The sequence below is a fragment of the Gammaproteobacteria bacterium genome (genome assembly GCA_013697705.1).
Taxonomy (GTDB): Bacteria; Pseudomonadota; Gammaproteobacteria; order UBA6002; family UBA6002; genus UBA6002.
In genome coordinates this window covers 1-17,214 of record JACCWJ010000050.1, presented here as the reverse complement: position 1 = coordinate 17,214, position 17,214 = coordinate 1, and the positions used below count along the sequence as shown (strand labels likewise).

The window sequence follows — 17,214 nt, the reverse complement described above, 5'->3', positions numbered from 1 at the left end:
GCTTACCTTTATTTTATAAATTGTTGACAGAAAATCAATGTTTGAAAGAAAAGTTGCAGGAGTCTTCCTCTGCAAAGCGTTGCGTCTTTGGTTGCGGATTCCAAAAATCAAATAGCTGACTTACTCGACCAAAGAATGAAATGGGACTGCTCGGTTCAGTAACGCGAGGTCGCGACATTACGGTAGATTCGAGTTTACCTGTCACAATATCGTGTCTGATAATTGCGTGGCTGGTTTTACCGGTTTTTAAATGACGCCGCTCAACACGCCGCTCTTTCACAGTGATATTTTTGAATTGTCTATTTTGCACAGCATGCCGATGAATTAAATTCTGCATTCGGCTTGTTTGCTGCACTAAATCTTGCAGTGTTGATTCACTGATTTGATTATAGTGAAGGGCAGTTTTGAGCGTTTTCGCACACACACTCAATGTCTTTTGACAATGCTGTAAATTATCAGTCACTAAGCCCGATTGGCCTAAATTACTTTTTTGTTGGGCTGCTAAATCTTGACTGATCCGCGCCAAATTTTGTTGCAATTTCTTTAAGACTATTTTTTCATTTTCAGACAAGAAATGTACCTGATGCGAGGAGTTGGAGACAAGAGCGCCCATAAAATTTAACAGATAAACACTGAGATATATAACGCCACTTATATCCGGAATAAGGGGATTCAGCGAAGGTTGTGATTGAGAACGGGGCATTAAACATCGGCTATCAACCGAGTTAGAAAAAAATGATGTGCGGGATATCAAACTAGCGTTTCCAGAAGCTTCCATTTTAAAAGAGTGTTGTTTAGACTCCGCGGTATCAAAAGTAAAGATATTTTTGATCAGCTCAAACGTTTTTGTAAAAAGACTTAAGTTTAACCAAGGCTTTAAGTGATTACTGGATGACGTGCAAGGGTTTTCATCAAAACTATTTCCTGCCACATAAAAATGATCTATAGCAATATGCGTGCGCGGCAGCACTCGACACAGCGTTCTTGCTGTCTCTACGGTTAGATTACAATTGCGCATACTTAATGTGGTCAAAAATGTATTGGGTTTAGCCTCTGCTAGCTTGCGCTTTTGATCTAGGCTTATAGTCGGACGATCTAAGTAATCCATATTATCAATGGGTGTAATGAGTCGCTGTGCAACAGCGATGCCGGCACTGCCCCAAGGTACATCGTCCATATATAATTCTTGCAGGGCATTTTGTTTAGATAATGCTTGGGCTAACGCAGCACCGCCCACCGAATCCGCATTAATACCGCTGATATCCAAAATAGTTAAAAAGCTATTTCCCGGCAATGCTTGTGATAAAAATCCCAGGCCCTTATTCGTAATCTGAGCTCTTCGCACATAGAGCGCTCTTAGAGGATAATTAATTTTTATAATTTTTTCGGCTAACTTTTCAATACCCAAATCCGTTATCTTTGTAGAATTTAAAACCAATGATTCAAGGTTTTTTAGTTTTGTTAACAGCGCAATAATTAATTGTTCCAAATTAATGTCATCAAATTGAGTATCAGAGAGATTTAAATACTTTAGTGTAGGTGGAAGGTTGTCAATGAGACTATTAAAAGCTTCAGGGGAGATAGGACAGTTTGACAGATCCAAATGTTCAATTTTTAGGTCGGGCAACATGGGAATAACATTCTCTATGAAGTCATCATCCAGATGATTACCTCTCAAATTAAGGCTTGTGATGGTGGTATATTGAACATTATAAATTAAAGAAGTTCCGCCCCAACTATTGAAAGCATTGTTGGCTACCCCTACTTTTTTGAACGGAATATTTTTGAAAGAAGGGCCCATTTTATTAACTTGATTATCCGTTAGAAAACATCCCTCCATTTCAAATGTTTCAAGCGCGCAACCGCTCGATTTTTGGTCAAAATTACCCATGTCAATGCCGGTTAAATCACTGAATGAAATATCAAATACTTTGATTTTATTTTGACTAACGCTTTCAACTACTGTTTCAAAACTGGCTTGATCTACATTAGCGCCTCTTAAGTAGAGCTCATCTAACATTGGGGTTGTTAGATTCGATGAAAATTGAAAAATTCCCCTCGGCGTAACACCATTGTATGACGCTGCTAGTGTCCCAACCTTACAATATTCCGTGACTGATTTTAAGTAGCTAAAGCCCAAATCTCCTAATTTGTTATCCGTAACATCTAAATAGGGTGCACAGATCCATCCATCGGATGTTTTCAATAAATTATAAAAATTGCTGGCGCCTAAATTTTGGCCTGACATATCCAGCGAATGAATTGTTTTAGTCCTAAAAAATTGGTTTAAATATTCAATCTTTTTATCATTTGGCCAAATTGTATTAGGGATTGCACTTGAAGCATTAAAAAGTTGTAGTGAGGGTAAGGGCGAAAATACATCTAAGAAAAGCTTTAACTTTTCTTCCTCCCAGTCTGCAATTTTTCTGCTCGACATATCAATGGATTCGATGCCCTCTCCATACTTAACGATTTCTTTCAATCTTTTTAAATAAGGAGATATATCATCTTGGGAGCGCAGTAATCCGTCTAAACATCCCTGAGCTGTATATTTATCTCGCAAATAGACCATGGGCCAATCACATACCACACAGTCATAGTTGCCGATTTCGGGCACGTAACGCCAAAGTTCATGTTTTTTTGTCTCACAAGTTTCCTTGTTATCATTGAACGTTTTTAATTCATGACTCTTCTTTACGACTACTTCAAGATATCGAGCAAAAGCGAAAGCTTGCATTATAGTAATAAGCAAAAACCCAACCTCAAATACAACGTGCATAGCAGGGTTTCTGGAATAGCCCACTTGCCATAATTTATACTGTGCATACAATCTTACTATGAGGTTTGGGTCATCAGTGATGAACTCTTTCAATTTAATAACAGCAGCTTCATGCATTTCTATCAAAGTGGTTAGACCTGAATCCTTTTTTACATAGGTGCCTGCAATAATTTTTGCGAATGCACTTGCAACGCGCATTCTCATAAATGAGTAAGGCGAAGTATATTCCTTTAGTGTTTCAAACATTTGTTTACGGTCTGGATCCCGAATATCAGCGTTCCATAATAATTCCCATTCAAGACGTCGCAACATTCCATAAATGAAAACCCACGGTTTTGTATCAAAATAGTCCTGCAGATTCTTATCAGTTTTAAGGTATGGATTCTTCCACATAAGATGGATGAATGACCAAACAATACTAGCCGCAATAGGCAACGCTATCATTAATCCTAAACCTGCTTTAAAAGCGTGATTGCCAGGAATATCGCTGCCCCAATTGGTTGATAGAGTGAGCTGGTTAGATGCATCACCTAAAAAAATATCAGCGCTGCTCGTGCCGTATTGCAGATCACTGTTTGCGTTATATAGACGCCAGTCATTGAAAAGCGCGATGTAAAAAATCACCGGCCATACGGTGCCAAAGGTCAATTGCAAGCTACCAATTGCCTTATTGGTAAGCAATGCAAAGGTATGCCCGGAACCTTTTTGAAATAATCTTGCGCTCCTTTTTGGGATTTCTTTGTGTATGATGGCTGGGATAAGTTGAGCAATCAGTGGTAAAAAGAGGCGATTTTGATAGCGTAAGTAGTTATTCCACTTTTCAATATCAATGCACGATACAGTCGATGGTCGGTTTAATAAACGTAAAGTTGGATTTTCTTCATCTGTACCACCATCAAAAGGGTGACGTTTTTTATGATTCTCTTGTTCACCATTATTAAACTCAGTCAAGCTAATGCGATTATTTTTCATGTTCTCACCCGAAGTAAACAGCATAGACTGCTTATTTATTAATATTTGAAAATGAGTCCATTCACATAGATTTTTAGATTTTTTATATTTGGTAGGGCTTGATAATCTGAGAGGAAAAGTCCGTTTTAATAATGAAGTCCATAGCGCTCAAAGGTGGATAGACAAAGGGGGCATATTGCCACTTAATTCTTTATCGTGATCAAACCATGTGCAGCATTGTATCGTAAGACCTCAAAAAGATTTGTGAGATATTGACGCTTTTCTTTGTGAGTGTTTATATGTAATACTAATAACAAAATAAAATTATTTCAATTAAATCAAAAGCTTAAATGAAGACATTAATTTCATCCACTTAAACAATCTCTGGTTGCATCTCGTCTCTAATAAAAACTGTTGACTGCGCCTCACGGGTAATTTATGAGATTAGAATAATGCGATTGCTCCTCTACTTCCCCTAACCCTCCCTCATTATCCCAGCATAATTTTTGGCTCATTATCGGGGCGTGACCTTCGACCATTAGTAGTACTTTATTAGGCGAGAGACACAATATTTCCTGTGGTAATAACAAAGGATGCACCATAACATTAATGACTGTGTTACATCAAAAAAATCCGGAAGCCGACGAGTGGTGTACTTCAACCGTAATGTTTTTGTACACACAACATCACTCACCCATTTTGGTGTCTCTAAATCATTTTGGGTAAAAGCAACTTTAACTTTGGAGTTGATAAATATTTTTGTGCTCATTGATGTGATGACACGCTCTTAGCCGAAAAAAGACGAGTCGTATTCTGTGTTATTGCTGATGGATGAATTTGCTGCACTTATAAAATGGAAGGTAAAGGGGTCACCCATTACCTCTTCAGATTTTTGGTAAGATTGTCTCATCAAAAAAATTTAGCTGATTCGCATTAAATTTTTCAGACTTCGCTCTAAACTGGCGCTGACGAGCAAGTGAAAGATATTCGGTAAGGGCTTTTATTTGTTCACGTTGTTGCGTCAGTTGTTCGCTCTGCTTTTTACAAAGATCAATTAAATCTTTTTTACTTTTTTCTGCATAATTTGTTGTTTCGTTCATAAAAGCATTATATCAAAATATTAAATTATTGCCTGATTTTGCGTATGCATGATAATTTTATTTCATAAAATTTGCTCATAAGCATGTAATCAAGCCCTGCTGATAATCCGATTCACTTGCGTTTGAGTGATGATTATTTTGTTTTTACCTCTGATCTTTGGAACATGAAAACTATGCTTTTCCATCCGCTTATAGTGAAGAACGACACCATCCCAGAAAATAATTTACCTTTATCTTTGCGCTTATTGTAAAATAAAAACAAATGCCCTAATTGTGGATTTTTGCCAAATTCATTTGTGACCAAGTAGACTAGGCTATCAATTGCTACGTGCATATCAATCGGCTCAAGGCTAATATATTTCTATCCCCTCTTTCAATTTAAGCATTTAGTCACTCCCAAGATGTGAAAAAGCTTATTAAGATCACCGTATTAAGAGCAAGTGGAACTGCGAGTCTTATATTAGAAGATAACTCAATCTTTATGAATAGATTATTTTGAGCAGGAGTAGTAGATTGCACCTCTAGTTTTGCAAATGGCTTTTTTCTTTACTCTTCTGTGAAAATTTTGAACGCCATTATGTGAAGGTGCTTAATTTAATTCCCTAACGATCACGCTATATTCTTTCGCTTTCGTTATTTTTTCCCACTCTTCAATAATCTGGAGCCAGTGGTTTTTTTTAGCTAGTTGGTGATCGACTTTTCCTTCCACAAGATTTTGCATATTATTTCCTCATTGGTTTTGAGAGTGATAATATTAACCTTATTTTTAAAATTAAAAAGATGGGGTAGATTTACCGCTTACAAAGCGACCAACAAAATTGCTTTAAAAATTTTCCCCGTCTCAACTTAAATAAAAGTCTCTAATTTCTAGAGGTGCCCTTAAGATTGCTAAAAATCGTTAACCACTGGAGTGGCTACAGCAGTCAATGTTATCGAGTCAGTCTCATCTAGGTTAGTGAATGTAATCGGTGCAACAGTAGTAAAATAGGGATCCATAGAGAGGAAGTCAATTGTGTTATCAGCTTGAGTTAACCTAAGCTGAGGGCCATCCTCAGCGTTAGCCATAAATTTGTCATTTAAAAAGACGCTGTAGCATCCTAGCCTACCCCGTTCCTGCTTAACTTTTATAATAACTTGATTCTTTTTATTGTTTGGGTCATTAATTTTTGCAACAATAAAATATGAAACATCCGGGCTTAATTTGCTTAAAGATAGTATCAATATTTCACGTGGTTTAATCGTGCCACTTGCTAATGTGATATCAGAACTTTTCAGGTTAGCATAGATAGAAAAGTTTATAATCAACATACCCAAAAAAAGACTTACTTGTTTTATTTTCATTTTTTCTCCGATTTAACGATGAGATTATTTAATTTATACAGTCTACAAAAATTTAACTGTTCGTGCACAAGTACTAATTAATCGAATATGGAGTTGCTGTTGCAGTCACTGTGACATAATCAGTATCATCTAGGTTAGTAATTGTAATTGGGTTAATGTTATTCCAAACTCGAAGTATAACTGTATTATCAACTTGGGTTAAACGAAACTGAGGGCCCGCCACTAGTACATTATTTACAAAGAAAGCGGTCATGGAGCCCCCGTCGTCCTCCTGCAGAACTTTTAAAATAACTTTATTTTTTTTATTATTTGGATCATTGATTTTTGCCAACACATTATAGCTAACATTTGGCAGCAATGGGCTCAAAGATATTACCAATGTTTCATGTGGCTTAATTGAACCACCTATTAATGTGATATTGGAATTCTTTAGGCTAGCATAACCGGAAAAGTTAATAACCAACATGATCAGCAATAGGCTTATTTGTTTTATTTTCATTTTTCCTCCGGATATAATAACAGTGCGATTGATGAGGCAGAATTCTATAGTAGTTTATGCATGTTTACTATGTTTTTTGAGACTCGCCACTCTGTTTCTACCCAAGAAAAAGTCGAGCTTGATGTCTTTAGATTTATAACTCACTAAGATATTACCGCTGTATTTACATAAAGCGGCATCGCAGTAAGGTAAGAGGTTAAATTTCTGTGGGTGAAAGTGCACCAATTTAAGTTTAGCCACAATATAATTCCCTGCGTCTGCCAATGCTTAGAGGTAGAAAGGTGTAATCTGGTTCAAATTTTGCACAATTCAAGCAAAAAGTCAGCATCATCCTGTTTTGTAGGTAAGCGGTAAATCCACCCCACTTTTTTTATTTGAAAATGAGGTTCTATTATCATTCAATGACCATGGGGAAATACTATGCAAAATCATAGCGAAGAAAAAAGTAACTACTCACTAATTAAAAGGACGCACTGGCTCAAGATTAGTGAGGAGAAGAAAAAAAGTAACGAAAGTTTTGCTAATTCAGTACCACAGGACTTTCTAGCATGGTGCTCTACTAAGTTAATATAAATGGCTGCCCCAGAGAAATAGCGCACGAAAAAAGTAGCTAAAAGGTGTAAAAAAGATTGCATGCTAAGATATTCTTTTTTTATGTAAAGTATATTGATCTGCCCCCGAAAAGACAGACACTCAACTATGCGACCCCCCATTTATGCTTCAAAATATTCTGGACTTAGATAACCAAGTTTTACACCATTATTTGAGGTTGTTACACGAAACGTTAGTGATTTCTGTTATAAGACGGTGTAGGATTATTGATCCTTGGGATAGATAATACGTCTGCATGAAGGCTAGCTTCGCAACTAGCCTTTTTTATTGCAGATAATTTAAATTAATTGCTTACTGATGGAGTTGCTACAGCAGTTACTATCACTGAGTCAGCATCATCTAAGTTAGTTATTGTAATGGGGGTAGTACAATCGGAGAGCTCAAAGTCAACCGTGTTATCTACTTGGTTTAACATAAACTGAGAGCCACTTATATATCTACCATTTAATGTGATACCCCACCAAGAATATCCATACTCGCCGACCTGCTCAGCTTTTAAAATCACTTTATTTTTCTTATTGTTGGCATCATTAATTTTCGCAGTAACATTATATTTAACACCTGGTAGTAAAGAGGTCAAAGCGATTGTCAGCGTTTCGTGGGGCTTAATCGTACCACCTATCAATGTGATGCTAGAGCTTTTGAGGTTGGCATAGCTAGAAAGTGTGAGTAGCAACGTGCCCAAAAATAGACCTACTTGTTTTATTTTCATTTTTTCTCCTGAGAAAGCAATGATTAGTTGATTTAACGCGAGATTCTATAATAATCCAGAAGGTTTGACTATACCTGCCCGTTCAACATATAACTTTAGTGAGCAAAAGTTGCCATGGCGGGGAATTTGCTGTACCATTTCGCCTTCCTTCGCTGCCCGGGTAAAATCACGTGATAAAGCTAATAAAATGACCCTACTTGGAGCTCGTTTTCAACCCCTCATTGTTCTACTGTTTTTAATATCAGGGTCCCTCTTTGCAATCCCCAGAGATATTCCTCACAGAAATGATCCCTGTTTTGTACCTAAGTACTTATCATTACAGGACGCTATTGCCTTAGCACTTCGAAACAATCCCCAAATTCGTTCCGCCGAACTACAACGTACAGTCGATCGGTTTACTTTAGAAGTGGCTCGCAATCAATTCTTACCTCAATATAGCTTTGACGCTTCAGCTACATATTCCAATGGCACCAAACCTTATTACTCCACAAATCCAAAAACAACATGGGAAACACCTTATGGCACTATGATAGGCCTAGGATTGGCAGACCAGGTTAATCGTGGACGAGAGACAGCTGCTTTTGTCGAGGTCACCCAACCCCTATTACGGGGTGGCGGGCCGCGAGTAGTTCAGGCTGCGTATTTGAGCACTTTTCAGCAGGAACTCATTAATCGTTTAAATCTTCAAGATACGATCATGGCCACCGTGACCCATGTTGTGCAAGAGTATTATAAATTGGTGCAGGATTATAATCACTTGCAAATAGCTCAGTCCACCTTAGTTGAAGCATTAAAAACTTTACATGCGACCAATCTTCGCATAAAAGCGGGCAAACTTGCTGGCACTGAAATTATCCAACAAGAGACACAAATTGCCACGTTAAGGATGTCGCTGATACGGGAAAACAATTTATTCTCCCAAGACTATAGGAGTTTGCTGATATTATTAGGGCTAGATCCAAGATCGGATCTAAAAATAGATACTCATATAAAAATACGACCTAATCCTTTGCCAAGCCCTTCTGAAGCAATAGAGATTGCGTTATGTAATAATATTGAATATCAACGCTCGTTGCTAAAACTAAAACAACTTGAGCTTGCCCTCCTCGTTGCAAAAAATGAGCAGCAATGGAAACTGGACTTAGTTGGTAGAGCGCAGCAAGAGTTGATTCGAAATAAAGATTTCGCCACTATAAATATCGATAAACTAGATGCAATTGGTAATGATAAGCCAGGCGGGGATCGCACCTTAGTTGTGAATCTGAATATTCCTATCCATGATGTTACCCGCAAACAAACGATTGTTCGAGCGAGAATCGCATTGCGGCAATTCAACATTGAGCTTGAAACACAACGTCGGCAGTTGATTGCGGCTGTGATGAATAGTTTACAGAATTTACAAACACAACTCACTCAGATTCAACTTGCGTCTGATGCAATGAATTATTCCCAAAAAAGCGTTGAAATTGCTCAAAAAAAATTCATGTACGGACGCTCGACTATGTTTGAAGTCACATCATTGCAAAGAACTTATATGCTACAACAATTAGCATTGGTTTCAGAAAAAATTTCTTACGTAGACAATGAAGTTCTTTTTCAAAGTCTATTAGGTATTACATTAGAAAAGTGGTGCATAAAATTCCATGAGTAAACGCCATCTACAGGTCAAGATGTTACCCTATTTTTGTGCTTTAATCGTTTGCATCCTTCTTGCTGCTTGTCATTCTCAGGAAAATGCAAAAAAACAAACTAATATTATTACTGTTAATCTCAGAAGCAGTGATGCTCATCTCTATTACAATGGCACCATTAAACCCATTCAAGAAGATCTAATCATCAGTCCGGCGGGTGGAGTCATAAGTAAAATTAATTTTCATTATGGTGATTTTGTAAAAAAAGGTGACTTACTTTTTACTATTCACTCACAGGAAATGGAAAACGAATTTCGAGAAACCATCAGTAATTATCTTCGAGTTAAACAGTCCTACTTGGATAGCAAAAAAAGCATAATGGGTACAGAAATGTTATATAATGAAAAAATAATTTCTGAACAAGAATATTCTAATGAGAAAAGCCAATATCATAATAATTTTTTAAATTTCATTGATGCCAGTAATAAATTGAAACACTATCTGGTGTTTATGCCATCATCCCTACAAACGACCATGGATATGTCTGTTTCTGATACGAATGGCGTCAGCAAAATTTTGCAAGAAAATATGCAAGATCTCACTATTTATGCACAAACGTCCGGCATTGTACTATTCCCAGAAGAAAAATCTTCTGACGGCGTTAAAGAACTGCATGCTGGATCACGAATTAAAAGAGACGATGTTTTACTTAACATTGGCGATTTATCAGGACTTTCAGTAACTGCAAACATTTCCGAGAATGAAGTCAATCGCCTCAAGGTAGGGGCCCCAGCTATTCTTTCATTTGCTTCCGACTTGGAACTGGAGCTGCGAGGTAAAATTGTATCGATTGCCAAACAAGCAAAAAATGGTGAAAACATAGGATTTTCTCTTTTCCCAGTTGTAATTCACATACCCCAACTTCCACCTGATAAACTAAATAAAATCCGAGTGGGAATGAATGCCAAAATAGATATGGTAATCGAAGACCCTCCAGCTATTCGTATTCCTATTGCAGCTGTTTTCCAAAAAGATGATCGGCAGTGGGTAAAAATTATTGACCCTAAAACAGAGAAAATTATAGATAGAGAAGTCAAAACGGGTCCTACTACACAAAATGAAGTCATGATACAAAGCGGGCTGCACTCAGGTGACAGGGTCATTGCTAATGATTGAGTTAAAAGCGGTGAACAAACAATTTAGGGTTGCTGATACGGAGGTCCCCATATTAACTAATATTGATCTGGAAATTTCGCGCGGTGAATTTATTGCTATTACGGGTCCTTCAGGGTCGGGTAAAACAACGTTAATGAATATATTAGGGCTGTTAGATCGGCCCTCTTCAGGTCAGTATTTATTCGAGCAACAGAATGTGGGTGAATTTGATTCAGACAAACTAGCAACCCTAAGAAGTACTGCAGTGGGATTTATTTTTCAATCTTTTATGTTGCTACCAAGATTAAACGTCATCGAAAACATATCGTTGCCCCTAATTTACCAAAATACACCAACCCAGGTAATGATTAATAAAAGTATAGAAATGCTAGTGAAAGTTGGAATGAAAGATTTTGGTGAACGCAAGCCCGCAGAACTTTCTGGAGGTCAGCAACAAAGAGTAGCAATTGCGAGAGCCTTAGTTTCAAATCCTAAGATTATTTTAGCAGATGAACCGACGGGAGCTCTAGATAGCCAGACGGGCCAAGAAATTTTCTATCTTCTGCAAGAGCTAAACCACTCGGAAAAAACTACCATCGTTATAGTCACCCATGATATTGATATCGCAAAACAATGTCGAAAAGTAATTAAAATTCAAGATGGTAAAATACATTAAATTATTAGATATATTAAAACTAAGAGAAATATTTTTGGCTATCACATCCTATATCAAACAAGCATCAGCCAATATTCAAGATAATTTTTTAAGATCTTTTTTAACACTCTTAGGCGTCTTGGTGGGTACAGCGGCTGTTGTCGCATTATTAACTGGAAGTGAGCTAGCGACCGAAAGTGCATTAAAACAGTTTAAAAAATTGGGTGTGGATTTGATAGGAGTTAGTTTCTCTAGCATGAGCGCCGGCAACAATCATGATAATAATAATTCTTCACTGCAACAAATTAAGCAATTTAACTCACCAAATATCACCAGCTTAACGCCTTACACGCTGCATTATTCACCCATATATTTTAGGAACGATAAATCTGATATATCCATTTTGGGAACAACCCAAAATCTAAAAAATATCATGAGATATAAAATTAAAACTGGCCGCTATATTTCTGATTTAGATAAAAGCGCTTTCTATTGTGTATTAGGTTTCGACGTTGCAGCACAGCTTGCAAGCGAACCCGGTGATTTGATCGGAGAACAAATTCGTATCAATGGATTTTATTTTACCATCATAGGAATTCTCGATAAGGCGGATAGAAATTTATTTTTGCTTGCTGATAGTAATCAATCTATTATGATCCCCTTAAGCACATCATTACAATTGTATAAAAATGCTTCCCTCGACCACATAATTTTTAGAATTAACACTAACCATAAAATTAAGGAAATACAATCAGAAATTGAGCAATATTTCAAAGCGGTATTTCCCGATATTGCTCTTATCTTTCGTAGCCCAGAAACAATTATTGAAAACATGGAACAGCAAAACCATATTTTTAAATTGCTGTTAGGATTCATCGGCTGTATCTCATTGCTGGTAGGCGGGGTAGGCGTTATGAATATTATGCTAGTTTCAGTGACAGAACGACGGCGAGAAATTGGCATACGAATGGCTGTAGGCGCCAGAAAAAAAGATATTCTTTACTTATTCCTCGCCGAAGCTGCTATTTTAACTTTGATAGGAGGAATAGCCGGAATTCTTTTAGGTGAAACCATTGCCTTCCTTACCGCAAAATTATCTCATTGGGAGTTTAATATTGTGTGGTTACCCATCTTCATAGGATTCCTAGTGTCATTCTTAGTTGGAATATTTTTTGGTTATTATCCAGCACAAAAAGCTTCGCAATTAGATCCAATGGAAATTTTACGCTCTGTATAACTTACCCAAGTTGTTCAAAATGAGCTCCGACACCATAACGAATGCTATAATGCCATGCTCTGACTGTTATTCTTATTTAATAGGAATTATTTCACCATGGCTTATTTCTAGAGAATTAGGTCCATTATTTCTAATCATAATCACAGTTTTCTCATCCACATTTAAAATGTGTAAGTTATTATTTACTTGCGGCAGAGATATTTCCACCGGACCATATCCCCAATTACTACCGTTTAATACTATGTCACCAATATGACTATCATTAGATATTGTAATCGTGATGGATGTGGGATGTGTTTTATTAACCTTGTCTTGAATTTTGAAAATTACGTCATACCTACCAACCGGGTCGTACTCCAAAGTGGTTCCTAGTTCTGACCCAGGCTGTATTATCAGGCTATGACCTGATGAAGCAAAACTAGATGTAACTAAAAACAAAAATGAGACCAACACAAAATATGTATACGTTCTTTTAATAATCATAACTTTCTTCCTACCTCTAAAAATATTCGATAAACTAGAGAGCATGCAAACATTTCACTAATTATTTTCGGGCACGCTGGAGTCCACATTTGAGATAATTTATTGGGATCCTGCACAATTTAGTCCATTTTATATCTTGGCATATCTCCAGGGAACCTTCCCCGAACTTTGCCAAACAATGGCATACGGTACATCAATTTTGCATTCAATACTAGAACTGGTGCGTACTCACTGAGGGAAACTATGGGGGATATTAATTCCATATAATAGATCTGACCAAAAGAAAGTTCAATAACATTACTTTAATATTCCTCGAGGCAAAAGCAAATCCTATATTTTTTTTTAGCTCAATAACATATGTAGCCCAATCAAAACTAACTCTATGTTGATTTACCTAGCTTCATTGTTGAAGCTGATAAGATAATTGAAGTGGCTTCTCTAGGTTTTAGCCCAAGATTCCCCCATCATTAATTTGAAAATTGAAAACTCACAGGCTCCAGCTCTGTTTCATTTGGTTAATAGACAACCCTAATCGTTCAGCGGAGTTTTTTATTTTCCAATAAGAATTGGAAGTGTAATATCAGCATCATTTTGAATGAGAATTGGATGTATTAATCTCGCTAGCAACGTTATTTTGTAGTAGGCGCCTCAATTAAAACAACATTTTCCTAATAAATGACTTTAAAAAACTTAACCTGTTTAAAATCCTGTGGTTTCTCGATTACTGTGATTTCAAAGGGATTAATATTAGGATTTCTCGAAGACAATAATCTATTTAGTTTTGCCTTACCTACCTCCTGCTTTGCACTATCAAACAGTAATAATTCACTACCTGACTCAAGAAAATGGCTGAAATCGGATTTCACCATCAACGTCCAAGACTCGAATACGTATAAAACTTCTTCAATTGGTATAAGTTGTTCTGACATTTTCAAAGCCTCTAAGTTGTTCTGCCCAGTGATTCTTTTCGGTCTCTAACATACTAAGTTCATTTGCATCCCAAGAAAGCATTTTCTCATGCCTATACATAAAATCTCTGACATGCCATTCTCTAAATGCAGGCGTAGATGAACTACTATCAGGATCTCCCATATTTTTGACTGGGTGCCATGAAGATACTCTTCAATAATGGTAAATTTTTGAGGATTTTCATTCCGGACAATAATTGATAAGTTACCAGGCCCCCCCTGCAGCCGCATCAGCTCCAACAATCTCTAGAAATCTATAATCATCCGAACCAGGCTTTGCAATAAAAAGTTTCCTTTAATAGTTTTGTAAATTTTTCTATATTAGGATTGTTCATGGTGTTATTCCTTGTCTGCCTATAAAAACCTTATCCCATGGACGTGCCGTCAAAGCGATTTGCAAATCTTCTCTTATCCAAGTTGCAACCCTAACATCATCAATGCAGACCTAATCTGATATTAAGCCTACATTTATCAAACTCTCTATTGCTATGAATTTTTAGCTTATCCCTATTTTTTGTTAAATTCCACATGAGATATCTGTCTGGCTTCATTCGAGCTCATCCCAAATAGAATCATTATTAAATTAATACATTCAAAATTCTTATAGCCATCATTCTTAGCTTGCTCAAAAATTTCCACTGGTGTTTTGCCTTCATTCTTTAACGTCATATAATTAACTAGATCGCTTTTATTGTCTTTCATAAGTAAAACTCCCTTTAATTACAATAGCCTTATTGTATTTTGGGGTTCGTCTTTTAAATTCAAATCATAAATATTTCTAATCGTGGGCACGTTTTACTAAATCCAAAAAAATATTTGAAATCATTCATTTTGAATGCACTAAACATTTCCAAATTTCTCGCACCCAATGACTGAGCCAATGATTTAGACCGTGCAAAAAAATTGGTTAATGCTCCCTCCCCCTCTAGTAATGCCGTAAATACCAGTAATTAAAGTATTATTTTCATATTGGAATATTGTTGCTGTTGGGTAACTGGTATTCGGCACTTCAAAAATAATTTGTTTACCTTGGAACTGCTATGCACCCAATCATCCCAGCTACTTTCTGCCCCCTGAATAATATTCTGAATTCGCGGGAATGAAATTTTATTGGCCCTAATTCTTGTTTCTTAGTTAATTATTTACCTACCCTTCTTATAATCATTTGATGATGTTTTTCATCTTTCTCTATTTCAATATTTATAGCTTCAATATCATTCACAATAAGTGGAATGACTAGCTCTTTTAGGCTCTTATTTTCAAAAAAAATAAATTGTATTACGAGGGTCAAATCATTTTTTAGTGTATTTTCCGAGTCATCCAAATTTATTAATTCTACTAGCTTAGCTTTATTATAACTTATAAAGTTGACAGCAAAATGTACTGGCATGAGAATCATCCTATTTGAACCTAACCTAACATAATCGGCTTGCTTCATTCTATTGATTATTCCTTTGATACATTGCTGCATATCATTACCAAGATCAGAAATTAAATTTTCCCCTTTACAAATTGTGTAAGTGAATTTATTTGAAATTAAACTTTTCTTTAACTTTTCCCAACTTTCATTAGTTTTTTTCGGATCTAATGGTATATACATTAGTAACCCCTCTCTAAGTTAGTCATGTAATTAAAGGGTAAACCATACGGACGTTGATAATAATTATCAATAATATAGTTTCTCTCTTTGAGATGATTTTGGATGAGAATTTTCCGACCGTTCATATCACCTAATGATCTTGCAAAACGTATTTCAGCTAAATATTGTCGTCGCTCCGTTGCCACAATTAATTCGGGTCTTTGAAAATACACTATATAACGTGGATACCCAAGAGCCTTATGATCAATAAAGTGACCATACTCATGACGAATGCTGAAATTGAAAAATCTTCAGGAAGATGAATCACATTATCGCTAATTTCCGGCAGCGGCGTTAATTTGCAATCTGCGCATTGCGATCCTTACTCATATTTAAAAATGTCACCGTCGGCATTTCCCGGAAATGTCGAAATTTATTTTTTTATCTGATAATTAATCCTTTAAATAAACTTCAATTTCTCCACCTTTGATTAAATACTCAATCCAATGCCCACTTTTTTTACCAAAACCTGCTAATCTCAAGATTCCATTTTCGAAAGATTTTTCATTAACTTCATCAAATATTTCAAGATTTTTATAATCAAGTGTGCGCCACAATCTATCTTGTGGTGAAAAGCATCTTGCCTCAAATGAATCATATGATCTAGCGGTAATATATCCTCCATTTTCCATAACTATTGGGTTTGATGCATTTTCTTTAAACCAATAAGCTCCTTCTATTGAAACTTTAAATTCACGTATGTTTACATCAAAATCCACGTTATAAACTTTGAAATCATTCAACTCAATTTTCGTAATAAAATCAGAAACTGAAAGCTTCACTTTACTGCCCCCCCTTCATCATACGATTGTAATATTCCAGATTATAACTTAAATCATCAGGCGCAATCTGGATATGAGCTTCTTGACTTCTATAATAAATTTTTGATAATTCAGAGCTTAGATCGTTACCTGACTTAGTATATATATGCATATGCTCGTACCGTGTTACGCGATCTGCTGGATGAATCTTAATCCTTACATTTCCTTGCTTATCAACAAAGCTCATAAATCTGCCATCATCACGATCCTTGGTCAGAATCGTGATTCCGCCGAGCGGATGAAAATAAGCCACCAGAAAGCCTGTGACATCGTAGTTCTTACGATACGCGCGATTAGCATCCGCTTCATAGTTGCTGATATTAAGTTCGTTATAACCAAAAAATTGATCACGACCCGCCGGGGAAGTAATTTTAGTTAGGAGATTGTTGTGATTAAAAAATTGATGCCACCACGCTTGGGTCATATCTTGATAGCGGCTGGTACGCCCTAACGCATCAAAAACATTGCGTCGCGTTCGAGTGCCATCCGCAAGATAGAGCTCAACCTCCTGCCCTGCTTCATCAACGATAACCGCGCTGGTATTGCCTTTCGGGTTAGTCATTCCAATAAAACAACCAGTTTCATCATAGCCATTATAGGTCGTGGGTCGCACGGGCGTGGCACTCAACGT

18 protein-coding genes are annotated in these 17,214 nt (G+C 36.6%); 4 read left to right on the top strand and 14 right to left on the bottom strand.

The features are described 5' to 3' along the window. Window positions 1–34: 34 nt before the first annotated feature. The 6 genes from H0U71_09875 to H0U71_09850 all read right to left on the bottom strand — a co-directional run bounded on the left by H0U71_09875 (window position 35) and on the right by H0U71_09850 (window position 7,994). A complete protein-coding gene (locus H0U71_09875; protein ID MBA2655353.1) occupies window positions 35–3,751 on the bottom strand; it encodes a hypothetical protein in 3,717 nt (1,238 codons plus the stop codon). Between the two features lie 863 nt (window positions 3,752–4,614). Continuing rightward, window positions 4,615–4,830: a hypothetical protein gene (locus H0U71_09870; GenBank protein ID MBA2655352.1), complete on the bottom strand. Its 216-nt coding sequence runs from the start codon at window positions 4,828–4,830 to the stop codon at window positions 4,615–4,617. A gap of 133 nt (window positions 4,831–4,963) precedes the next feature. Then, window positions 4,964–5,164 (bottom strand): IS66 family insertion sequence element accessory protein TnpB, encoded by a 201-nt coding sequence (locus H0U71_09865; protein MBA2655351.1) that lies wholly within the window; start codon window positions 5,162–5,164, stop codon window positions 4,964–4,966. Between the two features lie 554 nt (window positions 5,165–5,718). Continuing rightward, complete coding sequence (locus H0U71_09860) at window positions 5,719–6,171, bottom strand: hypothetical protein (GenBank protein MBA2655350.1); 453 nt, start codon at window positions 6,169–6,171, stop codon at window positions 5,719–5,721. Window positions 6,172–6,244: 73 nt separating this feature from the next. Beyond that, window positions 6,245–6,670 carry a hypothetical protein gene (locus H0U71_09855; protein ID MBA2655349.1) on the bottom strand — a complete coding sequence of 142 codons (426 nt, stop codon included), beginning with the start codon at window positions 6,668–6,670 and terminating at the stop codon, window positions 6,245–6,247. An 895-nt stretch (window positions 6,671–7,565) separates the two neighbouring features. Beyond that, window positions 7,566–7,994, bottom strand: a complete 429-nt coding sequence (locus H0U71_09850) for a hypothetical protein (protein ID MBA2655348.1) — start codon at window positions 7,992–7,994, stop codon at window positions 7,566–7,568. A gap of 187 nt (window positions 7,995–8,181) precedes the next feature. Between H0U71_09850 and H0U71_09845 the strand changes: the two genes are divergently transcribed. From H0U71_09845 to H0U71_09830, 4 genes are read left to right on the top strand one after another with little or no spacing between them, the layout of a single operon-like run. Then, the gene (locus tag H0U71_09845) at window positions 8,182–9,645 is read left to right on the top strand and encodes a TolC family protein (GenBank protein MBA2655347.1); all 1,464 of its coding nucleotides are present in this window, start codon (window positions 8,182–8,184) and stop codon (window positions 9,643–9,645) included. Next, on the top strand, window positions 9,638–10,801 hold the full coding sequence (locus H0U71_09840; protein ID MBA2655346.1) for an efflux RND transporter periplasmic adaptor subunit: 1,164 nt from the start codon (window positions 9,638–9,640) through the stop codon (window positions 10,799–10,801). Before H0U71_09845 ends, H0U71_09840 begins: the two co-directional genes overlap by 8 nt. Next, window positions 10,794–11,456, top strand: coding sequence for an ABC transporter ATP-binding protein (locus tag H0U71_09835; GenBank protein ID MBA2655345.1), 663 nt, complete (start codon window positions 10,794–10,796; stop codon window positions 11,454–11,456). The genes H0U71_09840 and H0U71_09835 overlap by 8 nt, the downstream gene beginning before the upstream one ends. Then, entirely contained in the window at window positions 11,440–12,672 is a 1,233-nt protein-coding gene (locus tag H0U71_09830; GenBank protein MBA2655344.1) for an ABC transporter permease, read from the top strand. The genes H0U71_09835 and H0U71_09830 overlap by 17 nt, the downstream gene beginning before the upstream one ends. A gap of 72 nt (window positions 12,673–12,744) precedes the next feature. Here H0U71_09830 and H0U71_09825 read toward each other — a convergent pair whose 3' ends face one another. The 8 genes from H0U71_09825 to H0U71_09790 all read right to left on the bottom strand — a co-directional run. Then, window positions 12,745–13,155: a hypothetical protein gene (locus H0U71_09825; GenBank protein ID MBA2655343.1), complete on the bottom strand. Its 411-nt coding sequence runs from the start codon at window positions 13,153–13,155 to the stop codon at window positions 12,745–12,747. A 668-nt stretch (window positions 13,156–13,823) separates the two neighbouring features. Next, window positions 13,824–14,084 (bottom strand): hypothetical protein, encoded by a 261-nt coding sequence (locus H0U71_09820; GenBank protein MBA2655342.1) that lies wholly within the window; start codon window positions 14,082–14,084, stop codon window positions 13,824–13,826. After that, complete coding sequence (locus H0U71_09815) at window positions 14,059–14,247, bottom strand: hypothetical protein (protein ID MBA2655341.1); 189 nt, start codon at window positions 14,245–14,247, stop codon at window positions 14,059–14,061. The genes H0U71_09820 and H0U71_09815 overlap by 26 nt, the downstream gene beginning before the upstream one ends. A 383-nt stretch (window positions 14,248–14,630) precedes the next feature. After that, window positions 14,631–14,825, bottom strand: coding sequence for a hypothetical protein (locus H0U71_09810; protein MBA2655340.1), 195 nt, complete (start codon window positions 14,823–14,825; stop codon window positions 14,631–14,633). A gap of 436 nt (window positions 14,826–15,261) precedes the next feature. Beyond that, window positions 15,262–15,723, bottom strand: a complete 462-nt coding sequence (locus tag H0U71_09805) for a hypothetical protein (GenBank protein MBA2655339.1) — start codon at window positions 15,721–15,723, stop codon at window positions 15,262–15,264. Then, a complete protein-coding gene (locus H0U71_09800; GenBank protein MBA2655338.1) occupies window positions 15,723–15,935 on the bottom strand; it encodes a hypothetical protein in 213 nt (70 codons plus the stop codon). The genes H0U71_09805 and H0U71_09800 overlap by 1 nt, the downstream gene beginning before the upstream one ends. Window positions 15,936–16,154: 219 nt before the next feature. Beyond that, the gene (locus H0U71_09795) at window positions 16,155–16,544 is read right to left on the bottom strand and encodes a hypothetical protein (GenBank protein MBA2655337.1); all 390 of its coding nucleotides are present in this window, start codon (window positions 16,542–16,544) and stop codon (window positions 16,155–16,157) included. 1 nt (window position 16,545) lies between these two features. Beyond that, window positions 16,546–17,214: hypothetical protein (locus tag H0U71_09790; protein MBA2655336.1), on the bottom strand; the 669-nt coding region annotated here is incomplete at its 5' end.

Excerpts from the sequence above, each read along its gene's own strand:
- H0U71_09875 (MBA2655353.1), bottom strand. The coding sequence starts at position 3,751 with ATGAAAAATAATCGCATTAGCTTGACTGAGTTTAATAATGGTGAACAA.
- H0U71_09870 (MBA2655352.1), bottom strand. The coding sequence starts at position 4,830 with ATGAACGAAACAACAAATTATGCAGAAAAAAGTAAAAAAGATTTAATT.
- H0U71_09865 (MBA2655351.1), bottom strand. The coding sequence starts at position 5,164 with ATGCACGTAGCAATTGATAGCCTAGTCTACTTGGTCACAAATGAATTT.
- H0U71_09860 (MBA2655350.1), bottom strand. The coding sequence starts at position 6,171 with ATGAAAATAAAACAAGTAAGTCTTTTTTTGGGTATGTTGATTATAAAC.
- H0U71_09855 (MBA2655349.1), bottom strand. The coding sequence starts at position 6,670 with ATGAAAATAAAACAAATAAGCCTATTGCTGATCATGTTGGTTATTAAC.
- H0U71_09850 (MBA2655348.1), bottom strand. The coding sequence starts at position 7,994 with ATGAAAATAAAACAAGTAGGTCTATTTTTGGGCACGTTGCTACTCACA.
- H0U71_09845 (MBA2655347.1), top strand. The coding sequence starts at position 8,182 with ATGACCCTACTTGGAGCTCGTTTTCAACCCCTCATTGTTCTACTGTTT.
- H0U71_09840 (MBA2655346.1), top strand. The coding sequence starts at position 9,638 with ATGAGTAAACGCCATCTACAGGTCAAGATGTTACCCTATTTTTGTGCT.
- H0U71_09835 (MBA2655345.1), top strand. The coding sequence starts at position 10,794 with ATGATTGAGTTAAAAGCGGTGAACAAACAATTTAGGGTTGCTGATACG.
- H0U71_09830 (MBA2655344.1), top strand. The coding sequence starts at position 11,440 with ATGGTAAAATACATTAAATTATTAGATATATTAAAACTAAGAGAAATA.
- H0U71_09825 (MBA2655343.1), bottom strand. The coding sequence starts at position 13,155 with ATGATTATTAAAAGAACGTATACATATTTTGTGTTGGTCTCATTTTTG.
- H0U71_09820 (MBA2655342.1), bottom strand. The coding sequence starts at position 14,084 with ATGTCAGAACAACTTATACCAATTGAAGAAGTTTTATACGTATTCGAG.
- H0U71_09815 (MBA2655341.1), bottom strand. The coding sequence starts at position 14,247 with ATGGGAGATCCTGATAGTAGTTCATCTACGCCTGCATTTAGAGAATGG.
- H0U71_09810 (MBA2655340.1), bottom strand. The coding sequence starts at position 14,825 with ATGAAAGACAATAAAAGCGATCTAGTTAATTATATGACGTTAAAGAAT.
- H0U71_09805 (MBA2655339.1), bottom strand. The coding sequence starts at position 15,723 with ATGTATATACCATTAGATCCGAAAAAAACTAATGAAAGTTGGGAAAAG.